Origin of the sequence: Pseudomonas sp. B26(2017), assembly GCF_002113045.1 — a bacterium.
Classification (GTDB): Bacteria; Pseudomonadota; Gammaproteobacteria; order Pseudomonadales; family Pseudomonadaceae; genus Aquipseudomonas.
Genome location: NZ_NEJJ01000013.1, coordinates 25,032 through 45,910 on the forward strand (window position 1 = coordinate 25,032; position 20,879 = coordinate 45,910).

The 20,879-nt window shown below is 59.1% G+C and carries 23 protein-coding genes; 11 read left to right on the plus strand and 12 right to left on the minus strand.

Going from position 1 to position 20,879, the window contains the following annotated elements; translation table 11 throughout:
* Positions 1-49 precede the first annotated feature (49 nt).
* From CAF79_RS19515 to colR, 5 genes are all read right to left on the minus strand, one after another.
* The gene (locus CAF79_RS19515; RefSeq protein WP_011335717.1) at positions 50-277 is read right to left on the minus strand and encodes a hypothetical protein; all 228 of its coding nucleotides are present in this window, start codon (positions 275-277) and stop codon (positions 50-52) included.
* Between the two features lie 2 nt (positions 278-279).
* Positions 280-993, minus strand: coding sequence for a lipopolysaccharide kinase InaA family protein (locus tag CAF79_RS19520; protein WP_085699640.1), 714 nt, complete (start codon positions 991-993; stop codon positions 280-282).
* A 4-nt stretch (positions 994-997) separates the two neighbouring features.
* On the minus strand, positions 998-1,666 hold the full coding sequence (locus CAF79_RS19525) for a class I SAM-dependent methyltransferase (RefSeq protein WP_085699642.1): 669 nt from the start codon (positions 1,664-1,666) through the stop codon (positions 998-1,000).
* A 163-nt stretch (positions 1,667-1,829) separates the two neighbouring features.
* Entirely contained in the window at positions 1,830-3,104 is a 1,275-nt protein-coding gene (locus CAF79_RS19530; RefSeq protein WP_085699644.1) for a HAMP domain-containing sensor histidine kinase, read from the minus strand.
* On the minus strand, positions 3,094-3,777 hold the full coding sequence (gene colR / locus CAF79_RS19535; protein ID WP_007953224.1) for a two-component system response regulator ColR: 684 nt from the start codon (positions 3,775-3,777) through the stop codon (positions 3,094-3,096). Before colR ends, CAF79_RS19530 begins: the two co-directional genes overlap by 11 nt.
* Before the next feature lie 218 nt (positions 3,778-3,995).
* Here colR and CAF79_RS19540 point away from each other — a divergent pair, with 218 nt between their 5' ends.
* Entirely contained in the window at positions 3,996-4,739 is a 744-nt protein-coding gene (locus tag CAF79_RS19540; protein ID WP_085699646.1) for a phosphatase PAP2 family protein, read from the plus strand.
* A gap of 73 nt (positions 4,740-4,812) precedes the next feature.
* On the opposite strand, the gene groL is transcribed toward CAF79_RS19540, so the two are convergent.
* The 4 genes from groL to CAF79_RS19560 all read right to left on the minus strand — a co-directional run bounded on the left by groL (position 4,813) and on the right by CAF79_RS19560 (position 8,335).
* A complete protein-coding gene (gene groL / locus CAF79_RS19545; RefSeq protein ID WP_085699648.1) occupies positions 4,813-6,459 on the minus strand; it encodes a chaperonin GroEL in 1,647 nt (548 codons plus the stop codon).
* A 50-nt stretch (positions 6,460-6,509) separates the two neighbouring features.
* Positions 6,510-6,803, minus strand: a complete 294-nt coding sequence (locus CAF79_RS19550; RefSeq protein WP_011335724.1) for a co-chaperone GroES — start codon at positions 6,801-6,803, stop codon at positions 6,510-6,512.
* 258 nt (positions 6,804-7,061) lie between these two features.
* Positions 7,062-7,538, minus strand: a complete 477-nt coding sequence (locus CAF79_RS19555) for an FxsA family protein (RefSeq protein WP_085699650.1) — start codon at positions 7,536-7,538, stop codon at positions 7,062-7,064.
* Positions 7,539-7,603: 65 nt separating this feature from the next.
* On the minus strand, positions 7,604-8,335 hold the full coding sequence (locus CAF79_RS19560) for a HugZ family protein (RefSeq protein WP_085699652.1): 732 nt from the start codon (positions 8,333-8,335) through the stop codon (positions 7,604-7,606).
* Between the two features lie 162 nt (positions 8,336-8,497).
* Between CAF79_RS19560 and CAF79_RS19565 the strand changes: the two genes are divergently transcribed.
* Positions 8,498-9,256 carry an SDR family oxidoreductase gene (locus tag CAF79_RS19565; protein ID WP_085699654.1) on the plus strand — a complete coding sequence of 253 codons (759 nt, stop codon included), beginning with the start codon at positions 8,498-8,500 and terminating at the stop codon, positions 9,254-9,256.
* A 129-nt stretch (positions 9,257-9,385) separates the two neighbouring features.
* On the opposite strand, the gene apbC is transcribed toward CAF79_RS19565, so the two are convergent.
* Positions 9,386-10,480, minus strand: a complete 1,095-nt coding sequence (apbC, locus tag CAF79_RS19570) for an iron-sulfur cluster carrier protein ApbC (protein WP_085699657.1) — start codon at positions 10,478-10,480, stop codon at positions 9,386-9,388.
* Positions 10,481-10,635: 155 nt separating this feature from the next.
* Between apbC and metG the strand changes: the two genes are divergently transcribed.
* The 8 genes from metG (at position 10,636) to CAF79_RS19610 (ending at position 17,671) form a co-directional block, all read left to right on the plus strand.
* Positions 10,636-12,687, plus strand: coding sequence for a methionine--tRNA ligase (gene metG / locus CAF79_RS19575; protein ID WP_085699659.1), 2,052 nt, complete (start codon positions 10,636-10,638; stop codon positions 12,685-12,687).
* 131 nt (positions 12,688-12,818) lie between these two features.
* Positions 12,819-13,388 (plus strand): electron transport complex protein RnfA, encoded by a 570-nt coding sequence (locus CAF79_RS19580; protein WP_085699661.1) that lies wholly within the window; start codon positions 12,819-12,821, stop codon positions 13,386-13,388.
* Positions 13,385-14,599, plus strand: a complete 1,215-nt coding sequence (gene rsxB / locus CAF79_RS19585) for an electron transport complex subunit RsxB (protein WP_085699663.1) — start codon at positions 13,385-13,387, stop codon at positions 14,597-14,599. Before CAF79_RS19580 ends, rsxB begins: the two co-directional genes overlap by 4 nt.
* Entirely contained in the window at positions 14,586-15,569 is a 984-nt protein-coding gene (locus tag CAF79_RS19590; RefSeq protein ID WP_085699665.1) for an RnfABCDGE type electron transport complex subunit D, read from the plus strand. Before rsxB ends, CAF79_RS19590 begins: the two co-directional genes overlap by 14 nt.
* On the plus strand, positions 15,566-16,171 hold the full coding sequence (locus CAF79_RS19595) for an RnfABCDGE type electron transport complex subunit G (protein WP_085699667.1): 606 nt from the start codon (positions 15,566-15,568) through the stop codon (positions 16,169-16,171). The genes CAF79_RS19590 and CAF79_RS19595 overlap by 4 nt, the downstream gene beginning before the upstream one ends.
* Entirely contained in the window at positions 16,168-16,749 is a 582-nt protein-coding gene (locus CAF79_RS19600; protein WP_085699670.1) for an Rnf-Nqr domain containing protein, read from the plus strand. Before CAF79_RS19595 ends, CAF79_RS19600 begins: the two co-directional genes overlap by 4 nt.
* Complete coding sequence (gene nth, locus CAF79_RS19605; RefSeq protein ID WP_085699672.1) at positions 16,746-17,384, plus strand: endonuclease III; 639 nt, start codon at positions 16,746-16,748, stop codon at positions 17,382-17,384. The genes CAF79_RS19600 and nth overlap by 4 nt, the downstream gene beginning before the upstream one ends.
* A gap of 107 nt (positions 17,385-17,491) precedes the next feature.
* Positions 17,492-17,671: a PA3496 family putative envelope integrity protein gene (locus tag CAF79_RS19610; protein WP_007953204.1), complete on the plus strand. Its 180-nt coding sequence runs from the start codon at positions 17,492-17,494 to the stop codon at positions 17,669-17,671.
* A gap of 87 nt (positions 17,672-17,758) precedes the next feature.
* Here the strand turns inward: CAF79_RS19610 and CAF79_RS19615 are convergent, their stop codons facing one another.
* Entirely contained in the window at positions 17,759-18,385 is a 627-nt protein-coding gene (locus CAF79_RS19615; RefSeq protein ID WP_007953203.1) for a response regulator transcription factor, read from the minus strand.
* A 402-nt stretch (positions 18,386-18,787) separates the two neighbouring features.
* Between CAF79_RS19615 and CAF79_RS19620 the strand changes: the two genes are divergently transcribed.
* Positions 18,788-19,381, plus strand: coding sequence for a hypothetical protein (locus tag CAF79_RS19620; protein ID WP_085699674.1), 594 nt, complete (start codon positions 18,788-18,790; stop codon positions 19,379-19,381).
* A 153-nt stretch (positions 19,382-19,534) separates the two neighbouring features.
* On the opposite strand, the gene CAF79_RS19625 is transcribed toward CAF79_RS19620, so the two are convergent.
* Positions 19,535-20,752: an argininosuccinate synthase gene (locus CAF79_RS19625; RefSeq protein ID WP_007953201.1), complete on the minus strand. Its 1,218-nt coding sequence runs from the start codon at positions 20,750-20,752 to the stop codon at positions 19,535-19,537.
* Between the last annotated feature and the right edge of the window lie 127 nt (positions 20,753-20,879).

Here is a 20,879-nt window from a genome sequence, read left to right on the forward strand (position 1 = left end):
CTCGCATCAGCGAGGCCTTTGGCTCTTGTAGAAAGAGATTTCAATCGATTCAACTCTGCGGCCTCATCCCTTGAGAAAGTCCGAACATGAACAGCAACAGATCATGATCCGGCTGAGTGGCCACGGCGGCTTTCGCCACCCGTGGCATCGGGCAATGGGGATCGCTCGCCGAGGCGCCGATCACCTGCATGCGTGGCTGTTCCCAGGCCGCCACCGCCAATGACGCAACTGCCAAGGCTCCTACCAGAAACAAACCTCGTGCAATTTCTAGTTTCATCGCTATAAACCTTTGATAGCGCTGCCAAACGCCGTCTCATAAAAGTAGACGAGTTTTTTCCAGTCCGTTGCGCTGAACGACGAGTGGCGGCGCAATTGCTTCATGTCATGGGCAGCCGCGCGGTAAGCGGTCAAACGCTGACGGCATTTTTCCAGATCGATCAGGGCGACTTCGACCTTGGCTGAATCACCTTCGCCGGTCACCCGCACAAATACGTGCTTGATGTAGATGCAGCTGTGCTGCCAACGGCCCTTGTGCATGCGCGCCAGGTTTTCGGCGAGGTCCTTGAGCACGCGCTCATAGACGGCTTCGCCATATTGCTCGCGACCGCCGCCGGCCTCCCATTGCTCAAGCTCCTGAAAGCCGTCGAGGGATTTGGTTACCAACAGCGCACGCCATTTGAATTTGGGGTCTGGCTGGGCACCGCAAAACACGATTTCGGGTACCCGGACGCCGAGACGGGAGACCCCGGTCAGCGCATCGAGCTCGCGCAATACGGTCGGGCGTCCGAACGGGTGCAGCCAACTGCGATAGATATGGCCTGTCTGACGCTTGGCATACAGCAGTTGACCATCGCGTCCCACCACACGCTGCACACCACTTTCGCCCCCACGGCGCACATTGGGTTCCTCGACCCATTCGCCACGCTGGTTCCAGTAGTAGTCGAAGCGATCCTCGGGAGCGACTTCCGTTTCTGCTGCAAATTGCACTGCCATCCTCTTACCTCTTGCGTAATACGTAGACTCGCCACATGGCATAGAGCGGAATAAAGTCCAGTTGTTCCTGGATCCGGAATCCTGCTTCCTCGAATTCCTTTTCAACTGTTGCGGCCGGTAACACAAACCGGTTCTGGTAACCCTTTTGCCCACGCTTGCGCTCGGCGCGCTTGCGTTTCCAGGCCTTGAAATTGCCGTCCACCCACAGCGAAATGATCACGCTGTCCCGGGTGACACGCTCGAACTCGCGCAGAATCGTCCGGCGGTGCTCGGCTTCGCCAATGTGATGCAACAGTCGCATGCAGAAAATGCTGTCGACGGCGTTATCAGGCAAGGCAATGTCGAACGCAGATGTGTGCAAGGGTTGTACCCGTTTCACCACATCCGCCGGCTGGGCCTGCATGGCGGTCTTGATCATCGACTCGGAGTTGTCCGCCCCGATGATCACCCGGTTGGGTTTTTCCGCCAACAATGGCCAGAAACGTCCTGCACCGCAGGGCAAGTCCAGCACCAGTCCCGGCTCACCCACGAGGGTCAACGCCTTGCGGGCCAACTGCTGATCCCGCCAATTGGACAAACGACGCCCCAGACCTTCCTGGTGTTTGCGCAGATATCTCTGCGCATGGTTGTCGTCGTACTTTTCGGAAAAATCGAGTTTGATCGGGCCGGCCATCACCAGGACTCCTGAATTACTGATGACGCCACCTTAAGCAGCGGCGTGTCAGCGTCAGGTCATCCCTTTGTGAAAAAAACGTCATGTAAATCGGCAAACTATTTCAAGGTTATACAGGAATCAGACAGGTTGGCGGGAGTCCCCCCCATCAATTGATTGATCCTCACTGCTTGCCCAGAACGACCTCGAACCGGCAGCCATTGGGCTCCATCGTGCTTAACGTGACACTCCAGCCCTGGTTCTCGCAGATGCGTTGAACCAGTGACAGACCCAACCCCAATCCTTCGCCGCGTTTTTCGTTGCCGCGTACAAAGGGCTGGAACATCGCCTCGCGTTTTTCCTCGGGAATGCCTACGCCCGAATCCTCGACCACGAAACCGTTTTCGTTGAGCGTCAGGCGAATGAAACCCTGCTCGGTGTAGTGCAAGGCGTTGCGCAGCAGGTTGCCCATCACGGCATTGAGTAGCGTCGCGTTGTAGCAGGTGTCGGGCGGATTGCCCGGCTCGAAAATCAGCTGCAAGCCCTTGGATTCGATGGGCTCGCGCCACAGACAAAGCAAGCTGTCGGCCACTTGCGCGAGGGTGTGCCGGGGGGCGGCACCCGCGTCTTCGCGCTGGGCACGGGCGAGCATCAGGAAGGTCTGCACCAGCTCACGCATTTCCTCACTGGCACGCGCAATGCGCTGGACCTGAGCCTTGCCGCGCTGATCGATACCCGGGTTTTCCAGCAGCAGTTCACAGGAACTGGCCAATACCATCAGCGGTGTGCGCAACTCGTGGCTGACGTCGCTGGTAAACAAGCGCTCCCGCGTCAGGGCCTGACGCAGGCGCCCGAGGGTAGCGTCGAATGCCACCGCCAGTTCGCCCACCTCGTCTGCCGCGTAATCCGGCGCCAGCGGAGGGGCCAGCCCGAGCAACTGGTCGCGATGGCGCACCTGGCGCGCCAGCCGTACCACCGGCGCCATCACCTTGCGCGCCAGCACCCAGCCGAGGAACACCGCCAGCGCCAGACTGAGTACGAAGCCCACCAGCACCACGGCGAACAGCACGCGCTCGCGCTCTTCGAAATCGCTTTGATCCTGCAGCAGCACATAGCGGCGACCATCGACCACCTCGACCATCGCGTGATACGACAGCTGCTCGCGAAAGACTTCATGGAAACCCGAATCCAGGTGCCGCAGGTCCTTGGGCAGCTCGAAGTCGCCCGGCCCGCCGCTGAAGTAGAACAGTTGATCCGGCTCCGGCCGGTGGCTCCAGTCCGAGACGTTGTCCATCAGCAGCAGGCGTTGCAGGTCCCCGCCCAGCCCGGCGGATATCAGTTTTTCCTCGACCAGGTGTACGGTCGCGACGATGCCCATCGCAAACGCCCCGGCCACCAGCGCGCTCATCAGTGCAAAGGCGATGATGATCCGCTGGGCAAGGCTTTGCTTAAACTCCATCGCGGCCCTCGGCCAGGCGGTAACCCACGCCGTGCACGGTGTGCAGCAATGGTTTGGCGAATGGTTTGTCGATGACCTGACGCAATTGGTGAACATGGCTGCGCAGGCTGTCGCTGTCCGGGCAGTCATCGCCCCACAGCGCTTCCTCGAGAATTTCCCGGCGCAGGACATGCGGGCTCTTCTGCATCAGCACCGCCAACAGCTTGAGACCAACCGGATTGAGCTTGAGCAATTTGCCTTCACGGGTCACTTCAAGGGTATCGAGGTCGTAACTCAGATCACCGACCTGCAGGGCACGCCGGCCGCCGCCCTGGGTGCGGCGCATCACGGCTTCGACCCGGGCTGCCAGTTCCGACAGCGCGAACGGCTTGACCAGATAATCGTCGGCCCCGGACTTGAAGCCCTGCAAGCGATCATCGAGCTGATCGCGAGCGGTGAGCATGATCACCGGCGTATCGCGACGGGCGTCCTCGCGCAGGCGCTTGCACAGGGTGTAGCCGTCGATGCCCGGCAGCATGATGTCGAGCACGATCAGATCGTAATGCTCGGTGGCCGCCAGATGCAGGCCCGACAGACCGTCCTGGGCGCAATCGACGGTATAGCCTTTGAGCCCCAGGTAATCGGCCAGATTGGCCAGGATATCGCGGTTGTCTTCGACCAATAGAATTCGCATGGGCACCTCCTCCGTACACGGTAGCGGCCGTCTTGGCCCGCGCAGCTTACGGCCAAGTGTGGCTCACGGCTAGGCGCCGGGTAGATTGATTTGAGTTAATTGCATGCATGGCCGGACTTTACGAGTTTTTCACGAGCGGCCGACAAATCGCCGACAGAACCGGGCGCAGACTCACACGGTTGTGCTTCTCTGAAGAACTTACCGATGAAGGAATTGCCATGGTTTCGATCTCTGCCCGCCCTGCTTCAAGGCCTTTGAATTTAGGGCTTTGCCTGGGCATTCCCGCCGTCGCGGCGGTCATTCTGGTGTTGCTGGAACTGACCGACCTAGACATGGATCTGGCCCGACTGTTTTACGACCCGGTCGCGGGCGACTTCATCGGCCGCCACAGTTTTTTTCTCGAAGACATCCTTCATGACCGCGCCAAACAAGTGGTGATCGCCTTTTCGGTGTTTGCCATCCTCGGGTTCATCGGTGCGTTTTTCATCGAGCGGCTCAAACCGTTCAAGCGTGAGCTGGGCTGTCTGGTGTTGTCGCTGGGTCTGGCCACCTCGTTTGTCACGCCAGTGAAGGCGGTGACAGCGGTGCAATGCCCATGGAGCCTCGAACAGTTCGGCGGCCACGAAACCTACAGCAAGTTGCTGGATCATCGCCCGCCTACCGACAAGCCTGGTCGTTGCTGGCCGGGTGGTCATGCGGCCACGGGCTTCACCCTGTTTGCGTTGTTCTTCGTGCTGCGCGACCGTCGCCCGCGACTGGCCCGTCAGGCATTCATCTTCGCCTTTGCGCTGGGTTCGGTGTTTTCGATCAGCCGGATGATGCAGGGCGCGCACTTCTTTTCTCATAACGTGTGGACGGCGATCTTCTGCTGGCTGATCTGTCTGGGCTCGTATTACTGGGTTCTGTATCGCCCGGCAGCCAAGGCTGAAACCAACACGCGGGCCCGTCCAGTTAACGCCTGAACCCTGAAACGCGGGCAAAAAAAACCCCGTCTGCTCTCGCAGACGGGGTTTTTCGTTACTGGGTAAGGCTGGCTTACATCATGCCGCCCATGCCACCCATGCCGCCCATGTCCGGCATACCGCCGCCTACCGCACCTTCTTTCTTCGGTGCGTCAGCAACAGCAGCTTCGGTGGTCAGGATCAGACCGCCAATCGACGATGCAGCTTGCAGTGCCGAACGGGTGACCTTGGTTGGGTCCAGGATGCCCATTTCGATCATGTCGCCGTATTCGCCACTCGCAGCGTTGTAACCGAAGTTACCTTTGCCGTTCTTGACTTCGTTGACCACAACGCTTGGCTCGTCGCCGCTGTTGGCAGCGATCTGACGCAGCGGTGCTTCAACAGCGCGACGCAGAACAGCGATACCTACGTCCTGGTCAGCGTTGTCGCCTTTCAGGTTGATGATCGCGTTCAGAGCGCGGATCAGCGCAACGCCACCGCCAGGCACCACGCCTTCTTCAACGGCTGCACGGGTAGCGTGCAGGGCGTCTTCAACGCGGGCTTTCTTCTCTTTCATTTCAACTTCGGAACCGGCGCCAACCTTGATCACTGCAACGCCGCCGGACAGCTTGGCCAGACGCTCTTGCAGTTTTTCACGGTCGTAGTCCGAGGAAGTCTCGGCCACTTGAGCACGGATCTGGGCGATACGGGCTTCGATGTCGCCCTGGTTGCCAGCGCCATCGACAACTGTGGTGTTTTCCTTGGACAGGGTCACGCGCTTGGCGCTACCCAGATGTTCCAGAGTGGTGCTTTCCAGGCTCAGGCCGATCTCTTCGGAGATAACGGTACCGCCGGTCAGAACGGCGATGTCCTGCAGCATGGCCTTGCGACGGTCGCCGAAGCCCGGAGCCTTGACGGCTGCGACTTTAACGATGCCACGCATGTTGTTCACGACCAGAGTCGCCAGGGCTTCGCCTTCAACGTCTTCGGCAACGATCAGCAGTGGACGGCCGGCTTTGGCAACGGCTTCCAGTACTGGCAGCATTTCGCGGATGTTCGAGATCTTTTTGTCGACCAGCAGGATCAGCGGGCCGTCGAGCTCGGCGACCATGGTGTCCGGCTTGTTGACGAAGTACGGGGACAGGTAGCCACGGTCGAACTGCATGCCTTCTACAACCGACAGTTCGTTTTCCAGGCCCGAGCCTTCTTCAACGGTGATCACGCCTTCTTTACCGACTTTTTCCATGGCTTCGGCAATGATGTCGCCGATGGAGTTGTCGGAGTTGGCGGAGATGGTGCCAACCTGAGCGATCGCTTTGGTGTCGGTGCATGGCGCGGACAGCTTCTTCAGCTCGGCAACGACAGCGATGGTCGCTTTGTCGATACCGCGCTTCAGGTCCATCGGGTTCATGCCGGCAGCAACGGCTTTCAGGCCTTCGTTGACGATCGACTGAGCCAGAACGGTAGCGGTGGTAGTACCGTCACCAGCGTCATCGTTGGCACGGGAGGCAACGTCTTTGACCAGCTGCGCGCCCATGTTTTCGAAACGGTCTTCGAGTTCGATTTCCTTGGCGACGGAAACGCCGTCCTTGGTGATGGTCGGAGCGCCGAAGCTCTTCTCAAGGATTACGTTACGGCCTTTCGGGCCCAGGGTCGCTTTTACCGCGTCAGCCAGTACGTTTACGCCAACCAGCATTTTCTTGCGGGCGGAATCGCCGAATTTAACTTCTTTAGCAGCCATGATCGATATTCCTTAAATACTTTGTAGTAGCGGGAAAATGAACGGGGTTATCAGCCTTCGATAACGGCGAGGATTTCGTTCTCGCTCATTACCAGCAGGTCTTCGCCGTCGACTTTCACAGTGTTGCTGCCGGAGTACGGACCGAACACAACCTTGTCGCCCACTTTCACGGACAGTGCACGCACTTCACCGCTTTCCAGTGCTTTACCCGGGCCTACAGCCAGAATCTCACCGTGGTTGGCTTTTTCAGCAGCCGAACCTGGCAGGACGATACCGCCAGCGGTTTTCTTTTCTTCTTCGCTGCGACGGATAACGACGCGGTCATGCAGAGGACGAAGCTTCATTGTCGATCTCTCCTAATTGTGGTTTTCATCGGCCGGTGTAGTCCCGGCGGGTTTAACGAATCCGGCCTGCGCCGGTTGCGGCTCGTCGAGCGAACCGCGGAAGTCTGTCCGACTCAAAATGTCGGAACCTTTCGGTGACCGATACATAAGGGCGCAGAAGCTTATTACAAGGGCGGGGGTCAAAAAATTTTCACGCGGCTGCATGAACTCGCCCCGCAAACGAACACGGCACCCGAAGGTGCCGTGTCGATACAGAAGTTACTTGGTGTCGCGGTGTTCGAATTCGCCTTCGATCACATCGCCTTCGCGGCCGAGAGGCTGGCGCGGTGCCGGACCGCCGCGAGGTTGCAGGTCATCGGCGAACGCTCGCTGGCGCATGGCCTGCTCTTCGGCGCGCTGGCGCATTTTGTTGGCGACCAGTCGACGACTGAACGGCAACAGCAGCACCAGACCGAACACGTCGCTGATGAAGCCCGGCAGGATCAGCAGACCACCGGCCAGGGCCAGCATCAGGCCTTCGAGCATGGTTTGCGCAGGCAGTTCGCCGCGGTTCAGGCTTTCACGGGCACGCAGTGCGGTAGCCAGCCCGGCGATGCGCAGCACGAACACGCCGAACATCGAGCCGAGAATAATCAGCAGCAGGGCCGGGAAAAATCCGATCGATCCTGCCACTTTGACGAATACGAACAGCTCCAACACCGGGAACAGCAGAAAGAGCAACAAAAAAGGGCGCATCAAAGTTTCCTCAACGCAAGAAATGCCTTGCAGTAAGCCTTAGATGACGTCGCCCTTTCGTGAATTCAAGCGTCGGCCACGGCATTTTTTGGCCAGACCTCGGCGTGAGCCAGAGAAACCAAGGCCTCGCGCACTTGTATCGGCGTATGACAAGGCGCTTGAAACGGCAGCCAGTACAGCGCCTGACCAATGCGCAGGTGCATGCCTTCGGTGTCGATACCAGCCATTTGCGCCGGTTCCGTTTTCGGCAGCCCTGCCAAGTCGACGTAATGAGCGATGGCCTTGGCGTGGTCGCTGTTCATATGCTCGACCATGCTGATTTCGGCCTTGCCGGCGAAGGGGTTGGCCAGGGTCAGGTGATCGACCCAGTGGATCGCGCCGAAACCACCGATGTAGCGATGGCGCACGGGTTTGAGCACCCAGAAATCGAAATCGTGAGCCTTGTGGTAATTCCGCGAATCGGGGAAATAACGGTAGTAGCGCTCGGCGGCAGCCTCGATGGCGGCCGCGTCTTCGAGTTTTTCTGCTTCGGCCAGATAGGTCAGGCGACCAACGGCCTGCACATCGTCAGCCTCGCGCTCCCCCACCAGCAGCGAACATTTCGGGTCTTTCTGCAGGTTGTGGGTGTGCTGGGCGATGCGGCTGATCAGGATCAGCGGCCGGCCCTGCTCGTCCAGGCAGTAAGGAACCACCGAGCCAAACGGAAAACCGGGCATTGATTTGGAGTGGGTCGACAGCACGCCACGGTATTCCTTGAGAAGCAATTCTCGGGCATTCTTAGCCGCTTCAACGCTCAATTTATGACTCCTTAAATAGAATCCGTCGAAAAAACGGACAGGCGACACGGATAAGTATCAGTCGCCTCAGGGGCAGTTCTCATGTGCAGCCGGGCCATGTCAGGCGCAGATCGAGAGGCTCTTTAAAGGACACCACTCTGACCTGCTCTCGGGGGCATGCGAATGCAACTCAACGACAAAGTAATCATTATCACTGGCGGTTGCCAAGGCTTGGGCCGCTCGATGGCCGAGTATTTAGCGGGCAAGGGCGCGAAGCTGGCGCTGGTTGACCTGAACCAGGAAAAACTCGATGACGCGGTCGCAGCCTGCAAGGCCAAGGGTGTCGAGGCGCGCGGCTATCTGTGCAACGTCGCCAACGAAGAGCAGGTGACGCACATGGTCGCCCGGGTCGCCGAAGACTTCGGCGCGATCCACGGCCTGATCAACAACGCCGGGATCCTGCGCGACGGCCTGTTGCTCAAGGTCAAGGATGGCGAAATGACCAAGATGAGCCTAGCCCAGTGGCAGGCGGTGATCGACGTCAACCTGACCGGCGTGTTCCTCTGCACCCGTGAAGTGGCGGCGAAAATGGTCGAGCTGAAAAACAGCGGCGCGATCATCAACATCTCGTCGATCTCCCGCGCGGGCAACGTCGGCCAGACCAACTACTCCGCCGCCAAGGCCGGTGTCGCTGCGGCAACCGTGACCTGGGCCAAGGAACTGGCGCGCTACGGCATTCGCGTGGCCGGCATTGCACCGGGCTTCATCGAAACCGAGATGACCCTGGGCATGAAGCCTGAAGCGCTGGAGAAAATGACCTCGGGCATTCCGCTCAAGCGCATGGGCAAGCCGGAAGAGATCGCCCACTCGGCGGCGTACATCTTCGAGAACGACTACTACACCGGCCGGATTCTGGAGATGGATGGCGGGTTGCGCATTTAAGCCCTGCCACAAACTCTGTGGGAGCGAGCTTGCTCGCGATAGCGGTACAACAGTCACCATCATTAGTGAATGTCATGGCCTTATCGCGAGCAAGCTCGCTCCCACAGTTTTTTTAGCGCCGCGGCAAAATCAATCGTCGCTGATGGTGATGTTCGGCATCGCCGGCGAAGCAGCTTCCTGCAACACGATCCGCGCGCCGACATGGCGGGCCAGCTCCTGATAGACCATGGCGATCTGGCTGTCCGGCTCGGAAATCACCGTCGGTTTGCCGCCGTCGGCCTGTTCGCGGATCAGCATCGACAGCGGCAACGAGGCCAGCAGCTCGACGCCGAACTGGGTCGCCAGCTTCTCGCCACCGCCCTCACCGAACAGATGCTCGGCATGACCGCAGTTCGAGCAGATGTGCACGGCCATGTTTTCCACCACACCCAACACCGGAATGTTGACCTTGCGGAACATCTCCACGCCTTTGCGCGCATCGAGCAACGCCAGATCCTGCGGGGTGGTGACGATCACGGCGCCGGCCACCGGGACTTTCTGCGCCAGGGTCAGCTGGATGTCGCCCGTGCCTGGCGGCATGTCGATCACCAGATAATCCAGGTCGCCCCACGCCGTTTGCGTGACCAGTTGCAGCAGCGCGCCGGAGACCATCGGCCCGCGCCAGACCATTGGCGTGTTGTCGTCGGTCAGGAACGCCATCGACATCACTTCCACACCATGGGCCTGAAGCGGCACGAACCACTTCTGATCCTTGACCTGCGGGCGGGTGCCCTCGGCAATGCCGAACATGATGCCCTGGCTCGGGCCATAGATATCGGCGTCGAGAATCCCGACCTTCGCGCCTTCGCGGGCCAGTGCCAGCGCCAGGTTGGCGGCGGTGGTGGACTTGCCCACGCCGCCCTTGCCCGACGCCACGGCGACCACGTTCTTGACGTTGGCCAGCCCCGGAATCTGCGCCTGGGCCTTGTGCGCGGCGATCACGCTGTTGACCTCGACCTTCGCCGTCACCACGCCGTCGAGGTTTTCGATGGCCAGTTGCAGCAATTGCGCCCAGCCGCTCTTGAACAGACCGGCGGCATAACCGATTTCCAGCTGCACGCTGACGCGATCGCCGGTGATTTCGATGTTGCGCACGCAACCGGCGCTGACCGGATCCTGGTTCAGATAAGGGTCGGTGTATTGGCTGAGGACGGCTTCCACCGCTGCGCGAGTGACGGCGCTCATGGGCAACTCCGATAACAAGACTGGGAAAAGATGGCGGGTATCCTACCCCTTCTGTCCTCCGGACGGCATGTCCGGCAACGATTTGCAGAGGTGAAATATCTTTCCCGGCGCTTTATAGTGGCCGACCTCCGTTTCATCAAGTAGCGAAGCCCCACATGTCCGAACCACGCAAGATTCTCGTCACCAGCGCCCTGCCCTACGCCAACGGTTCGATCCACCTTGGCCATATGCTGGAATACATCCAGACCGATATGTGGGTGCGCTTCCAGAAGCATCGCGGCAATCAGTGCATTTATGTCTGCGCCGACGACGCCCACGGTTCGGCGATCATGCTGCGCGCGGAAAAGGAAGGCATCACCCCGGAACAACTGATCGCCAACGTCCAGGCTGAACACAGCGCCGACTTTGCCGACTTCCTGGTGGACTTCGACAACTTCCACTCCACTCACGCCGAAGAAAACCGTGAGCTGTCGAGCCAGATCTACCTGAAGCTGCGTGACGCTGGGCACATCGCCCAACGTTCGATCACCCAGTATTTCGACCCGGAAAAGAAAATGTTCCTGGCCGACCGCTTCATCAAGGGCACCTGCCCGAAATGCGGCACCGAAGACCAGTACGGCGACAACTGCGAAAAATGCGGTGCGACCTACGCGCCGACCGACCTGAAGGATCCGAAGTCGGCAATCTCCGGCGCCACCCCGGTGCTCAAGGATTCCCAGCACTTCTTCTTCAAGCTGCCGGACTTCCAGGAAATGCTGCAGGCCTGGACCCGCAGCGGCACCCTGCAGGACGCCGTGGCCAACAAGATCGCCGAATGGCTGGACGCCGGCCTGCAACAGTGGGACATCTCCCGCGATGCGCCGTACTTCGGCTTCGAGATCCCCGGCGAGCCGGGCAAGTATTTCTACGTGTGGCTGGACGCGCCGATCGGCTACATGGCCAGCTTCAAGAACCTCTGCAACCGTACGCCGGAGCTGGACTTCGACGCGTTCTGGGGCAAGGACTCCACCGCCGAGCTGTACCACTTCATCGGCAAGGATATCGTCAACTTCCACGCCCTGTTCTGGCCGGCGATGCTCGAAGGCGCGGGTTTCCGCAAGCCGACCGGCATCAACGTTCACGGCTACCTGACCGTCAACGGTCAGAAGATGTCCAAGTCCCGCGGCACCTTCATCAAGGCCCGTACCTACCTGGACCATCTGTCGCCGGAGTATCTGCGCTACTACTACGCGGCCAAACTGGGCCGTGGCGTGGACGACCTCGACCTGAACCTCGAAGACTTCGTGCAGAAGGTCAATTCCGACCTGGTCGGCAAAGTCGTCAACATCGCCAGCCGTTGCGCCGGTTTCATCCAGAAGGGCAACGCCGGCCTGCTGGTGGACAACAACGCCGCACCGGAACTGACTGAAGCGTTCCTGGCCGCCGCGCCGAGCATCGCCGATGCCTATGAAGCCCGCGACTTCGCCCGTGCCATGCGCGAAACCATGGCTTTGGCCGACCGCGCCAACGCCTGGATCGCCGACAAGGCACCATGGTCGCTGAACAAGCAGGAAGGCAAGCAGGATGAAGTCCAGGCGGTCTGCGCCACCGCGATCAACCTGTTCCGCCAACTGGTGATCTTCCTCAAGCCGGTGCTCCCGTTGCTGGCCGCCGATGCCGAGGCGTTCCTCAACGTCGCCCCGCTGACCTGGAACGACCACACCACCCTGCTGGCCAACCACCAGTTGAACGAATTCAAGCCGTTGATGACCCGCATCGACCCGGTAAAAGTGCAAGCCATGACCGACGCCTCGAAAGAAGACCTGACCGCCAGCCAGACCGACACCGGCGCCGCCGCGCCTGCCGGCAACGGCGAACTGGCCAAGGATCCGCTGGCGCCGGAAATCGACTTCGACACCTTCGCCGCCGTCGACCTGCGCGTGGCGCTGATCGTCAAGGCCGAACACGTTGAAGGCGCCGACAAGCTGCTGCGTCTGACCCTGGATATCGGTGACGAGCAACGCAACGTGTTCTCCGGGATCAAGAGCGCTTACCCGGATCCGTCGAAACTCGACGGTCGCCTGACCATGATGATCGCCAACCTCAAGCCACGGAAAATGAAGTTCGGCATTTCCGAAGGCATGGTGATGGCGGCCGGCCCTGGCGGTGAAGAAATCTACCTGCTGAGCCCGGACAGCGGCGCCAAGCCGGGTCAGCGCATCAAGTAAGGCTCTGCCCTGACTGATCCCACAGGCGTGCTCCGTGCGCCTGTGGGATTTTTCATATCCGGCCCGCCCTCCACGGCTGCCGGATAATGCCTAACCTTAAGTGACACACGCCCGTTGCCACCGGCAGAACCATGACCGAACTCGTGCTTACGCTCTTCAGTGCTGCGCTGATCAACAACTTCGTGTTGCACTGGCCGCTGGGCGTCGATCCGCTGCTGGCGGGTGAACGCCGTCAAGTGCATGCGCTGGGGCTGGCAACGTTGTGTCTGATGTTGATTGTCGGCGTGGCGGGTTACGCAATCGGGCATTGGCTGCTGGTGCCGTTGCAACTGGAGTTCCTGCGGCTGTTTGTGTTCCTGCCGTTGAGCACCCTGCTGATCGCGCCGTTGTTGAAACTGCTGGCGCATTGGCGACCCACGCTGCCATTCGATGGCTTGTGGCCGCTGCTGCTGGGCAATGCCGGTGTACTGGGGCTGACGCTGATCAACGCGCAAACGGATAAAGGCCTGTTTCATGCGATTGCGCTGAGCCTTGGCGCCGGTCTGGGTTTCTGGCTCGTGTTGAGCCTGTTCAGCGATTTGCGTGAACGCACGGCCGACAACGATATTCCCCTGCCCTTTCGTGGTTTGCCGGTCCTGTTGATCGGCGCCGGACTGATGGCCGTGGCTTTTCTCGGATTCAGTGGACTGATCAAAACATGAGTCTGATTCAACGCATCGATGCCCTGCTGCCGCAGACCCAATGCGGCAAGTGCGGCCATCCCGGGTGCAAACCCTACGCTGAAGGCATCGCCAACGGCGAGCCGATCAACAAGTGCCCACCAGGTGGCGACGAAACCATCGCGGCGCTGGCCGAACTGTTGAAAATCCCGGTACTCGAGCTGGACATCAGCCGTGGTTCGGCGCCGCCGCAGGTGGCTTTCATCCGTGAAGCCGAATGCATCGGCTGCACCAAGTGCATCCAGGCCTGCCCGATCGACGCCATCGTCGGCGCGGCAAAACTGATGCACACCGTCATCATCGACGAATGCACCGGTTGCGATCTGTGCGTGGCGCCCTGCCCGGTCGATTGCATCGAGATGCGCCCGCTGCCGCCGGGCACGCTGCCGGTGGTCGGCGGCCTGGCTGCCAGCCTTGAAGAACAGCAGGCCCGCGCGGCCAAACGCGATCACGCACGGCAACGTTTCGAACGGCGCAATGCTCGCCTGCAACGCGAAGAACAGCAGAAGCAGGCCGAACGCGAAGCCCGGGCGCAGCGTGCGGCACAGGTCGAAGTCGCCGCCAACACGCTCGATCCGGTGCAGGCGGCACTTGAACGGGTGCGCGCGCAAAAAGCCGCAACCGCCGATGCCGCGCTGAAAAAAGCCAAGATCGACGTGGCCATGAGCCGGGCGCAATTGAACAAGTCGCTCAAGGCGTTCGGTCATCCGCCGACCTTCGATCAGCAGTCGCAACTGATCGTCCTGCAGCAGCAGTTCGAAGCCGCCGAACAGGCACTGGCGAAGCTGGAAAGCAGCGCGGCACCTGCGCCTGTCTCAGCCGCCCCGGCCAAGGACGCCGATCTGAAACGGGCGAAGATCCAGTTGGCGATGCGCCGCGCCGAGCTGAAAAAAGCGCAAACCGCAGAGGCTCCCGCAGTTGAAATCGCCTCACTGGAGCAAGCGCTGCGTGACGCCGAACAGGCGCTGCACAACGCCGAAGCCGCCAGCGATCAACCGGCGCCGGAGCTTGTGCGCGTCGAGAAACGCCCGATCGACGACCGGCTTCGCCAACTGAAAACCGAACTGGCCTACGCTCGCGCCGACCTGAACAAGCTGCAACGGCGCGACGGCACGCCCGCCGACATCCTCGAAAAAGCCCGCGCCCGCCTGCAGGAAGCAGAGCGGCAGGTACAAGCCCATGTCATCCATTGAAACCAGAGACGAGCGCCTGCAACAGGCAATGAAGCTGGTTTTGCTGGCGACATTGCCAGGATGGCTGGCGTTGTTCTGGTTTTACGGTTGGGGCGTGTTGATCAACCTGGTCTTGTCGGTCGTCACGGCTTTGAGCGTTGAAGCCGTTGTGACACACCTGCGTCGACAACCGATGCAGGCCACCTTGACCGACGGCAGCGCAGTGGTCAGCGCCACGCTGCTGGCGATTGCCCTGCCGCCTTATTGCCCGTGGTGGCTGACGGTCACGGCAATCGCCTCGGGCCTGTTGCTGGGCAAACATCTGTACGGTGGCGTGGGCCGCAACCCGTTCAATCCGGCCATGCTCGGCTTCGCACTGGCCATGGTGATGTTCCCTCAGCCAATGACACACTGGCCGGCTCATGGCATGGATCTCACGGCAGCTTTTGGCCAGGTGTTCAACCTTGGCGCGCAGCCCGACGCCTGGGTTCAGGCCACCGCGCTGGACAGTCTGCGCATCAATAAAAGCCTGACCATGGACGAACTGTTTGTCGGCAATCCGGCATTCGGTCGCTTTGGCGGACACGGCGTGGAATGGGTGAACCTGGCGTTCCTCGCCGGTGGATTGTTCCTGTTGCAACGTCGGGTGTTTGGCTGGCACGCGCCGGTCGGCATGCTCGCCAGCCTGTTGGTGATCAGCCTGCTGTGCTGGAACGGTTCGGGATCCGACTCCCACGGCTCGCCGCTGTTTCACCTGCTGAGTGGCGCGACCATGCTGGGTGCGTTCTTCATCGTCACCGAACCGGTGTCGGGGGCTAAAAGCCCACTCGCCCGTTTGCTGTTCGGCGTCGGCGTGGGGTTGCTGACTTACGTGATTCGCACTTGGGGCGGTTACCCCGACGGGGTGGCGTTTGCGGTGCTGTTGATGAACCTGTGCGTGCCGGCGCTGGAGCGCTTCGCGGTGGCTCGTCAGGCGCAGGTGACACCATGAACCGGACGAGCAGTCTCATCACACTGGGGTTGATTACCGCGCTGGGCATCGGCGTGACATGGCTGGTGCAACGTAGCAATGCGCCGCAGATCGCCGCCGAACAGCGGCTTCTTGAAAATCGTAAATGGCTGGACGTACTGCCGATCGACGCTTACGACAATCTGCCGCTTGAACAACCTCTGACGCTGACCGACGTCAACCTGAGCCATAGCCAGCTACTGGGCGGTTATCGGGCGACCAAAGGCAGCCAGCCCGTGGCGATCCTGCTGCGCAGCCAGACCCAGGGTTATGCCGGCCAGATCGAGTTGTTGATTGCCATCGATGCCAATGGCCGATTGCTCGGTGTGAAAACCCTCGAGCAAAACGAAACGCCGTCGCTGGGTGGGCACCTCGGCGATTGGCCAAATAGCTGGCTTCAGAACTTCACCGGAAAATCGAGCAACCAACCGACCGACGCCGGATGGGCGCTGAAAAAGGATCAGGGGCAGTTCGACCAGATCGCGGGGGCGACCATCACCTCCCGCGCGGCCATCAACGCCATCCACGATGCCCTGCGTTACTTCGATGAACACCGAACGACCCTGCTCGGGAGCACGCCATGAACACGACAGCAACTCTGTCGAACTCAATGATGCTGGTGCTGTTGATCGGCACCACCGACTCCATGGCAGGTGCGCTGGCGACGCTGGTGATGTTTACGGTTGTCGTGGGCATTTACGGCTTGTGCATGGCACCGTTGCGCTCGCGCCTGAGCAGCGAAAGCCTGCTACCGGTCAGTGTGATGCTGGCAGCGACCCTGGCGGGCTGCGCCGATATTTTTCTGCAACGCGGCGCGATGCAGTGGCATCACCTGCTCAGTCTTTATGCAGGGCTGCTCGGCTTGCAGTGCGTCGTGCTGGAGCACAGTGGTTTTTTTTGCCAGCCGGTCCGCAGCCGTCTGAAACTGGGTGGCCTGTTTGCCGCGCTGATGATTGTGCTCGCGGTGTTGCGTGAGCTGATCGGTCAAGGCAGCATCGGCCATCACCTGTCGGAACACTGGCAAGGTTTGATTCTGTTCAGTGATGGCCTGCATTTCGCGACGCTGGCTCCCGGCGCCTTCATACTGCTTGGACTGTTACTGGCCGCCCGTCAGGCCTGGACTCGCCCTGCCGCCCTACCCGAGGAAACGCATCACCCATGAATGCCGCAAAACGTCTGGAGATCTTCCGCCGGTTTCACGAGGACAACCCCGAGCCCAAGACCGAACTGGCCTATTCCTCGCCTTTCGAACTGTTGATCGCGGTGATTCTGTCCGCGCAATCCACAGACGTCGGGGTCAACAAGGCGACGGCGAAGCTGTTCCCGGTGGCAAACACGCCGGCGGCCATTCACGCCTTGGGCGTCGATGGGTTGTCCGAGTACATCAAGACGATCGGCCTCTATAACAGCAAGGCCAAAAACGTGATCGAGACCTGTCGCATGCTGGTCGAGCTGCACAATGGCGAAGTCCCGCAGACGCGCGAAGCGCTGGAGGCCTTGCCCGGCGTTGGCCGCAAGACCGCCAACGTCGTGCTCAATACCGCATTCCGCCAACTGACCATGGCCGTGGACACTCATATTTTCCGGGTCAGTAACCGCACCGGCATTGCACCAGGGAAAAACGTGGTTGAAGTCGAAAAGAAGCTGATGAAGTTTGTGCCAAAAGAATACCTTCTCGACTCGCACCACTGGCTGATTCTTCACGGACGCTACGTGTGTCTGGCGCGCAAACCCCGCTGTGGCAGCTGTCGGATCGAAGATCTGTGTGAATACAAGCACAAAACTTCTGACGATTGAGCGGGTATTGGTTTTATTGATTTATCGATTGAAAAAATCTTTTTTACCATCTGCTGGAATATCGATATAAGGAGCGCCAAAGGCAGTCTTAGCCTGGAGTTGACCTTATGAGCACCAGCAAAGAGCAATTGGAAGCGGACGACGACTTTATCGCCACGGAGGCCGACGATGCCGAACCTGTGGTTGAAGTCGCCAAGACCAACTTGAGCAAACGCCGAACCATCGACAACCTGCTTGAGGAGCGCCGACTGCAAAAGCAATTGGCCGATTACGATTTTGATCTCTGACATTTGAAAGCCTCCCGAAACGGAGGCTTTTCTCTTTCTGTCGCACGCTGATTTCGATCCGCCCATGATCCGTCAGCCACTCAAACCTCAGACCAGGCCGTTTCGCTGGGCCAGCTCGATCAAATCGACCAGCGAACGCGCGTTGAGCTTCAAAAGCAATCGGGTCTTGTAGGTACTCACGGTCTTGTTGCTGAGAAACATCCCGTCGGCAATTTCCTTGTTGGTCTTTCCGCGCGCCAGTTGCTGCAACACCATCATTTCGCGCCCGGACAGGCGGTCTACCATATCGGCCTCGCTGGCATTACCCAGGCTTGTCCGCACGGTATGCAACGCCTGATTCGGAAAGTAGCTGTACCCGGACAGTACCGCCTTGATTGCACTCAGCAACTCCGTCAGATCCTGTTGCTTGCAAACATAACCCGCTGCCCCCGATTGCATGCAGCGCATGGAAAAGTGTCCCGGTGACTGGGACGTCAGCACCAGCACCTTCAATGGCATCGCACTTGTCGTAAGACGCGCAATGACTTCCAGGCCATCAAGTTTCGGAATACCGATATCCAGAATGACGATATCCGGCATCTGGTCACGAGCAAGTTGTAACGCATCCACGCCATTATCGGTTTCTGCAATGACTTCGTAGCCATGACGTTCCATCAGCATACGTACCGCAAGACGAATGACGGGGTGATCATCCACGATCAGCACTTTATTCATGGGCAAGTCCAGTTTCGCTGTTCGAATTTTTAGAACCGGCACAATAACGTAGTCATTTCACCCATGGCATGGATAAGTTCCTCTACACCAGCACCGAGAGACGCCTCCTACAGGCAATAAAGATTATTCCTACAGAAAAGACTCACTTATAGAAAATCATGAGTCTGCATCAGGAACTCCACACCTCTCCACGTCCTTCGCGGCGGCGCTCGTAACAGACTGAAAAACCAAAACCCGGTTCAATGAACAGATACTAAAAACAACTGAAACAACTTACACATATCGCAACTCTGGAATTTAATATAAACACCAGATACCGAAATCCTTATCCGCCCGCCAACTTAAAACTCGACCACCCAACCACATCAAAACGACGAGAAAGACCATTCATGAGTAAAGACCATGCTAAAGATCAACAAAAAAATTCCCAACCCCATCACCGTCATTGCCATCTTCGCCTTTATATCGGAGACCTCCGCCGCCGTATCCCTGCCTTTTCTTAATAACAATGAGCGGGAGATCTATGTCTGGTTCCTGATCAGCTTTCCGTTCTACTTGCTATTCCTGTTTTTCATCACACTCAACTTTAACTACCGTTCTCTCTATGCTCCATCAGACTTCGACAACGACAAGAACTTTCTTAAAGCTTTCGAAGAGGAGGATAATTTACCGACCGAGGCTGTACACACTCCACCCAATATTGAGTCGCACGCCATTAAACTTCCAAAACCGCTGACCAAGGTGTACATCATCGACATTCGAAAGTTACACACTGATTCGGAGATTGAACTGCTATTTGAAAAAATCCCACACTCAAACAAGCATTCGCCGAGATTATTACTGTTTTTAACCGAAGCGGGGGCGGATGCTTTACTTAAAGACAATATCGAAATCCTGGCCAAACACGCCAAGAGAAGCCAGGGAACAACGTTCTGCATTGTTTATGACACGCACGCGCTGACCACATCCGTATTGGGAAAATTCGAAAGGGGATAAAGCGCGCAGCAGGACAATCATGCAATGCAGCGATGTACAGCCGATGAGGACAGTAATGTTGACCGGTATCGATCAATTCAAAGGAGAGCATCCCAAAAAAAACGGCCTTGTCGCTACGACAAGGCCGTTTATTTCACATCAGCCCCGAAGGACTCAGAACAGCTTGCGGCCCTTGTTGGCGGCAATGCGCATGCGCAGCGCGTTGAGCTTGATGAAGCCCGCCGCGTCGGCCTGGTTGTAGGCGCCGCCGTCTTCTTCGAAAGTCGCGATGTTGGCGTCGAACAGCGAATCGTCGGACTTGCGGCCGGTCACGATTACGTTGCCCTTGTACAGCTTCAGGCGCACAACGCCGTTCACGTTGACCTGCGAGGCGTCGATCATCTGTTGCAGCATCAGACGCTCAGGGCTCCACCAGTAGCCGGTGTAGATCAGGCTGGCGTACTTCGGCATCAGCTCGTCTTTCAAGTGAGCGACTTCGCGGTCCAGGGTGATCGATTCGATGGCGCGGTGAGCGCGCAGCATGATGGTGCCGCCCGGGGTTTCGTAGCAGCCACGGGACTTCATGCCGACATAACGGTTCTCGACGATGTCCAGACGGCCGATGCCATGTTCGCCACCGATTTTGTTCAGTGTCGCCAGCACGGTGGCCGGGGTCATTTCAACGCCGTCCAGCGCGACGATGTCGCCGTTACGGTAGGTCAGTTCCAGATACTGAGGGGTGTCGGGAGCCTTCTCCGGGGAGACGGTCCAGCGCCACATGTCTTCTTCGTGCTCGGTCCAGGTGTCTTCCAGCACGCCGCCTTCATAGGAGATGTGCAACAGGTTGGCATCCATCGAGTACGGGGACTTCTTCTTGCCGTGACGCTCGATCGGGATCGCGTGCTTCTCGGCATAGTCCATCAGCTTCTCGCGGGACAGCAGGTCCCACTCGCGCCATGGAGCGATCACTTTCACGCCTGGCTTGAGCGCGTAGGCACCCAGTTCGAAACGTACCTGGTCGTTGCCCTTGCCGGTGGCGCCGTGGGAAATGGCGTCAGCGCCGGTTTCGTTGGCGATTTCGATCAGACGCTTGGCGATCAGCGGACGCGCGATGGAAGTACCCAGCAGGTACTCGCCTTCGTAAACAGTGTTGGCGCGGAACATCGGGAACACGAAGTCACGCACGAATTCTTCGCGCAGGTCGTCGATGTAGATTTCTTTGACGCCCATGGCCTGCGCCTTGGCGCGGGCCGGCTCGACTTCTTCGCCCTGACCCAGATCAGCGGTGAAGGTCACGACTTCACAGTTATAAGTATCCTGCAGCCACTTGAGGATCACCGAAGTGTCCAGGCCGCCGGAATACGCCAGAACGACCTTGTTTACGTCCGCCATGCCATCACTCCACGGGGTTCTACGGAAAGCCGAGGAGTCTACCGCTCAAACGCGATAATTTACAGAGGCGCGACAGCTTAAGACGACAAAGCGACAGAATCTGTCGAGAGGGCGACGATGACCGACA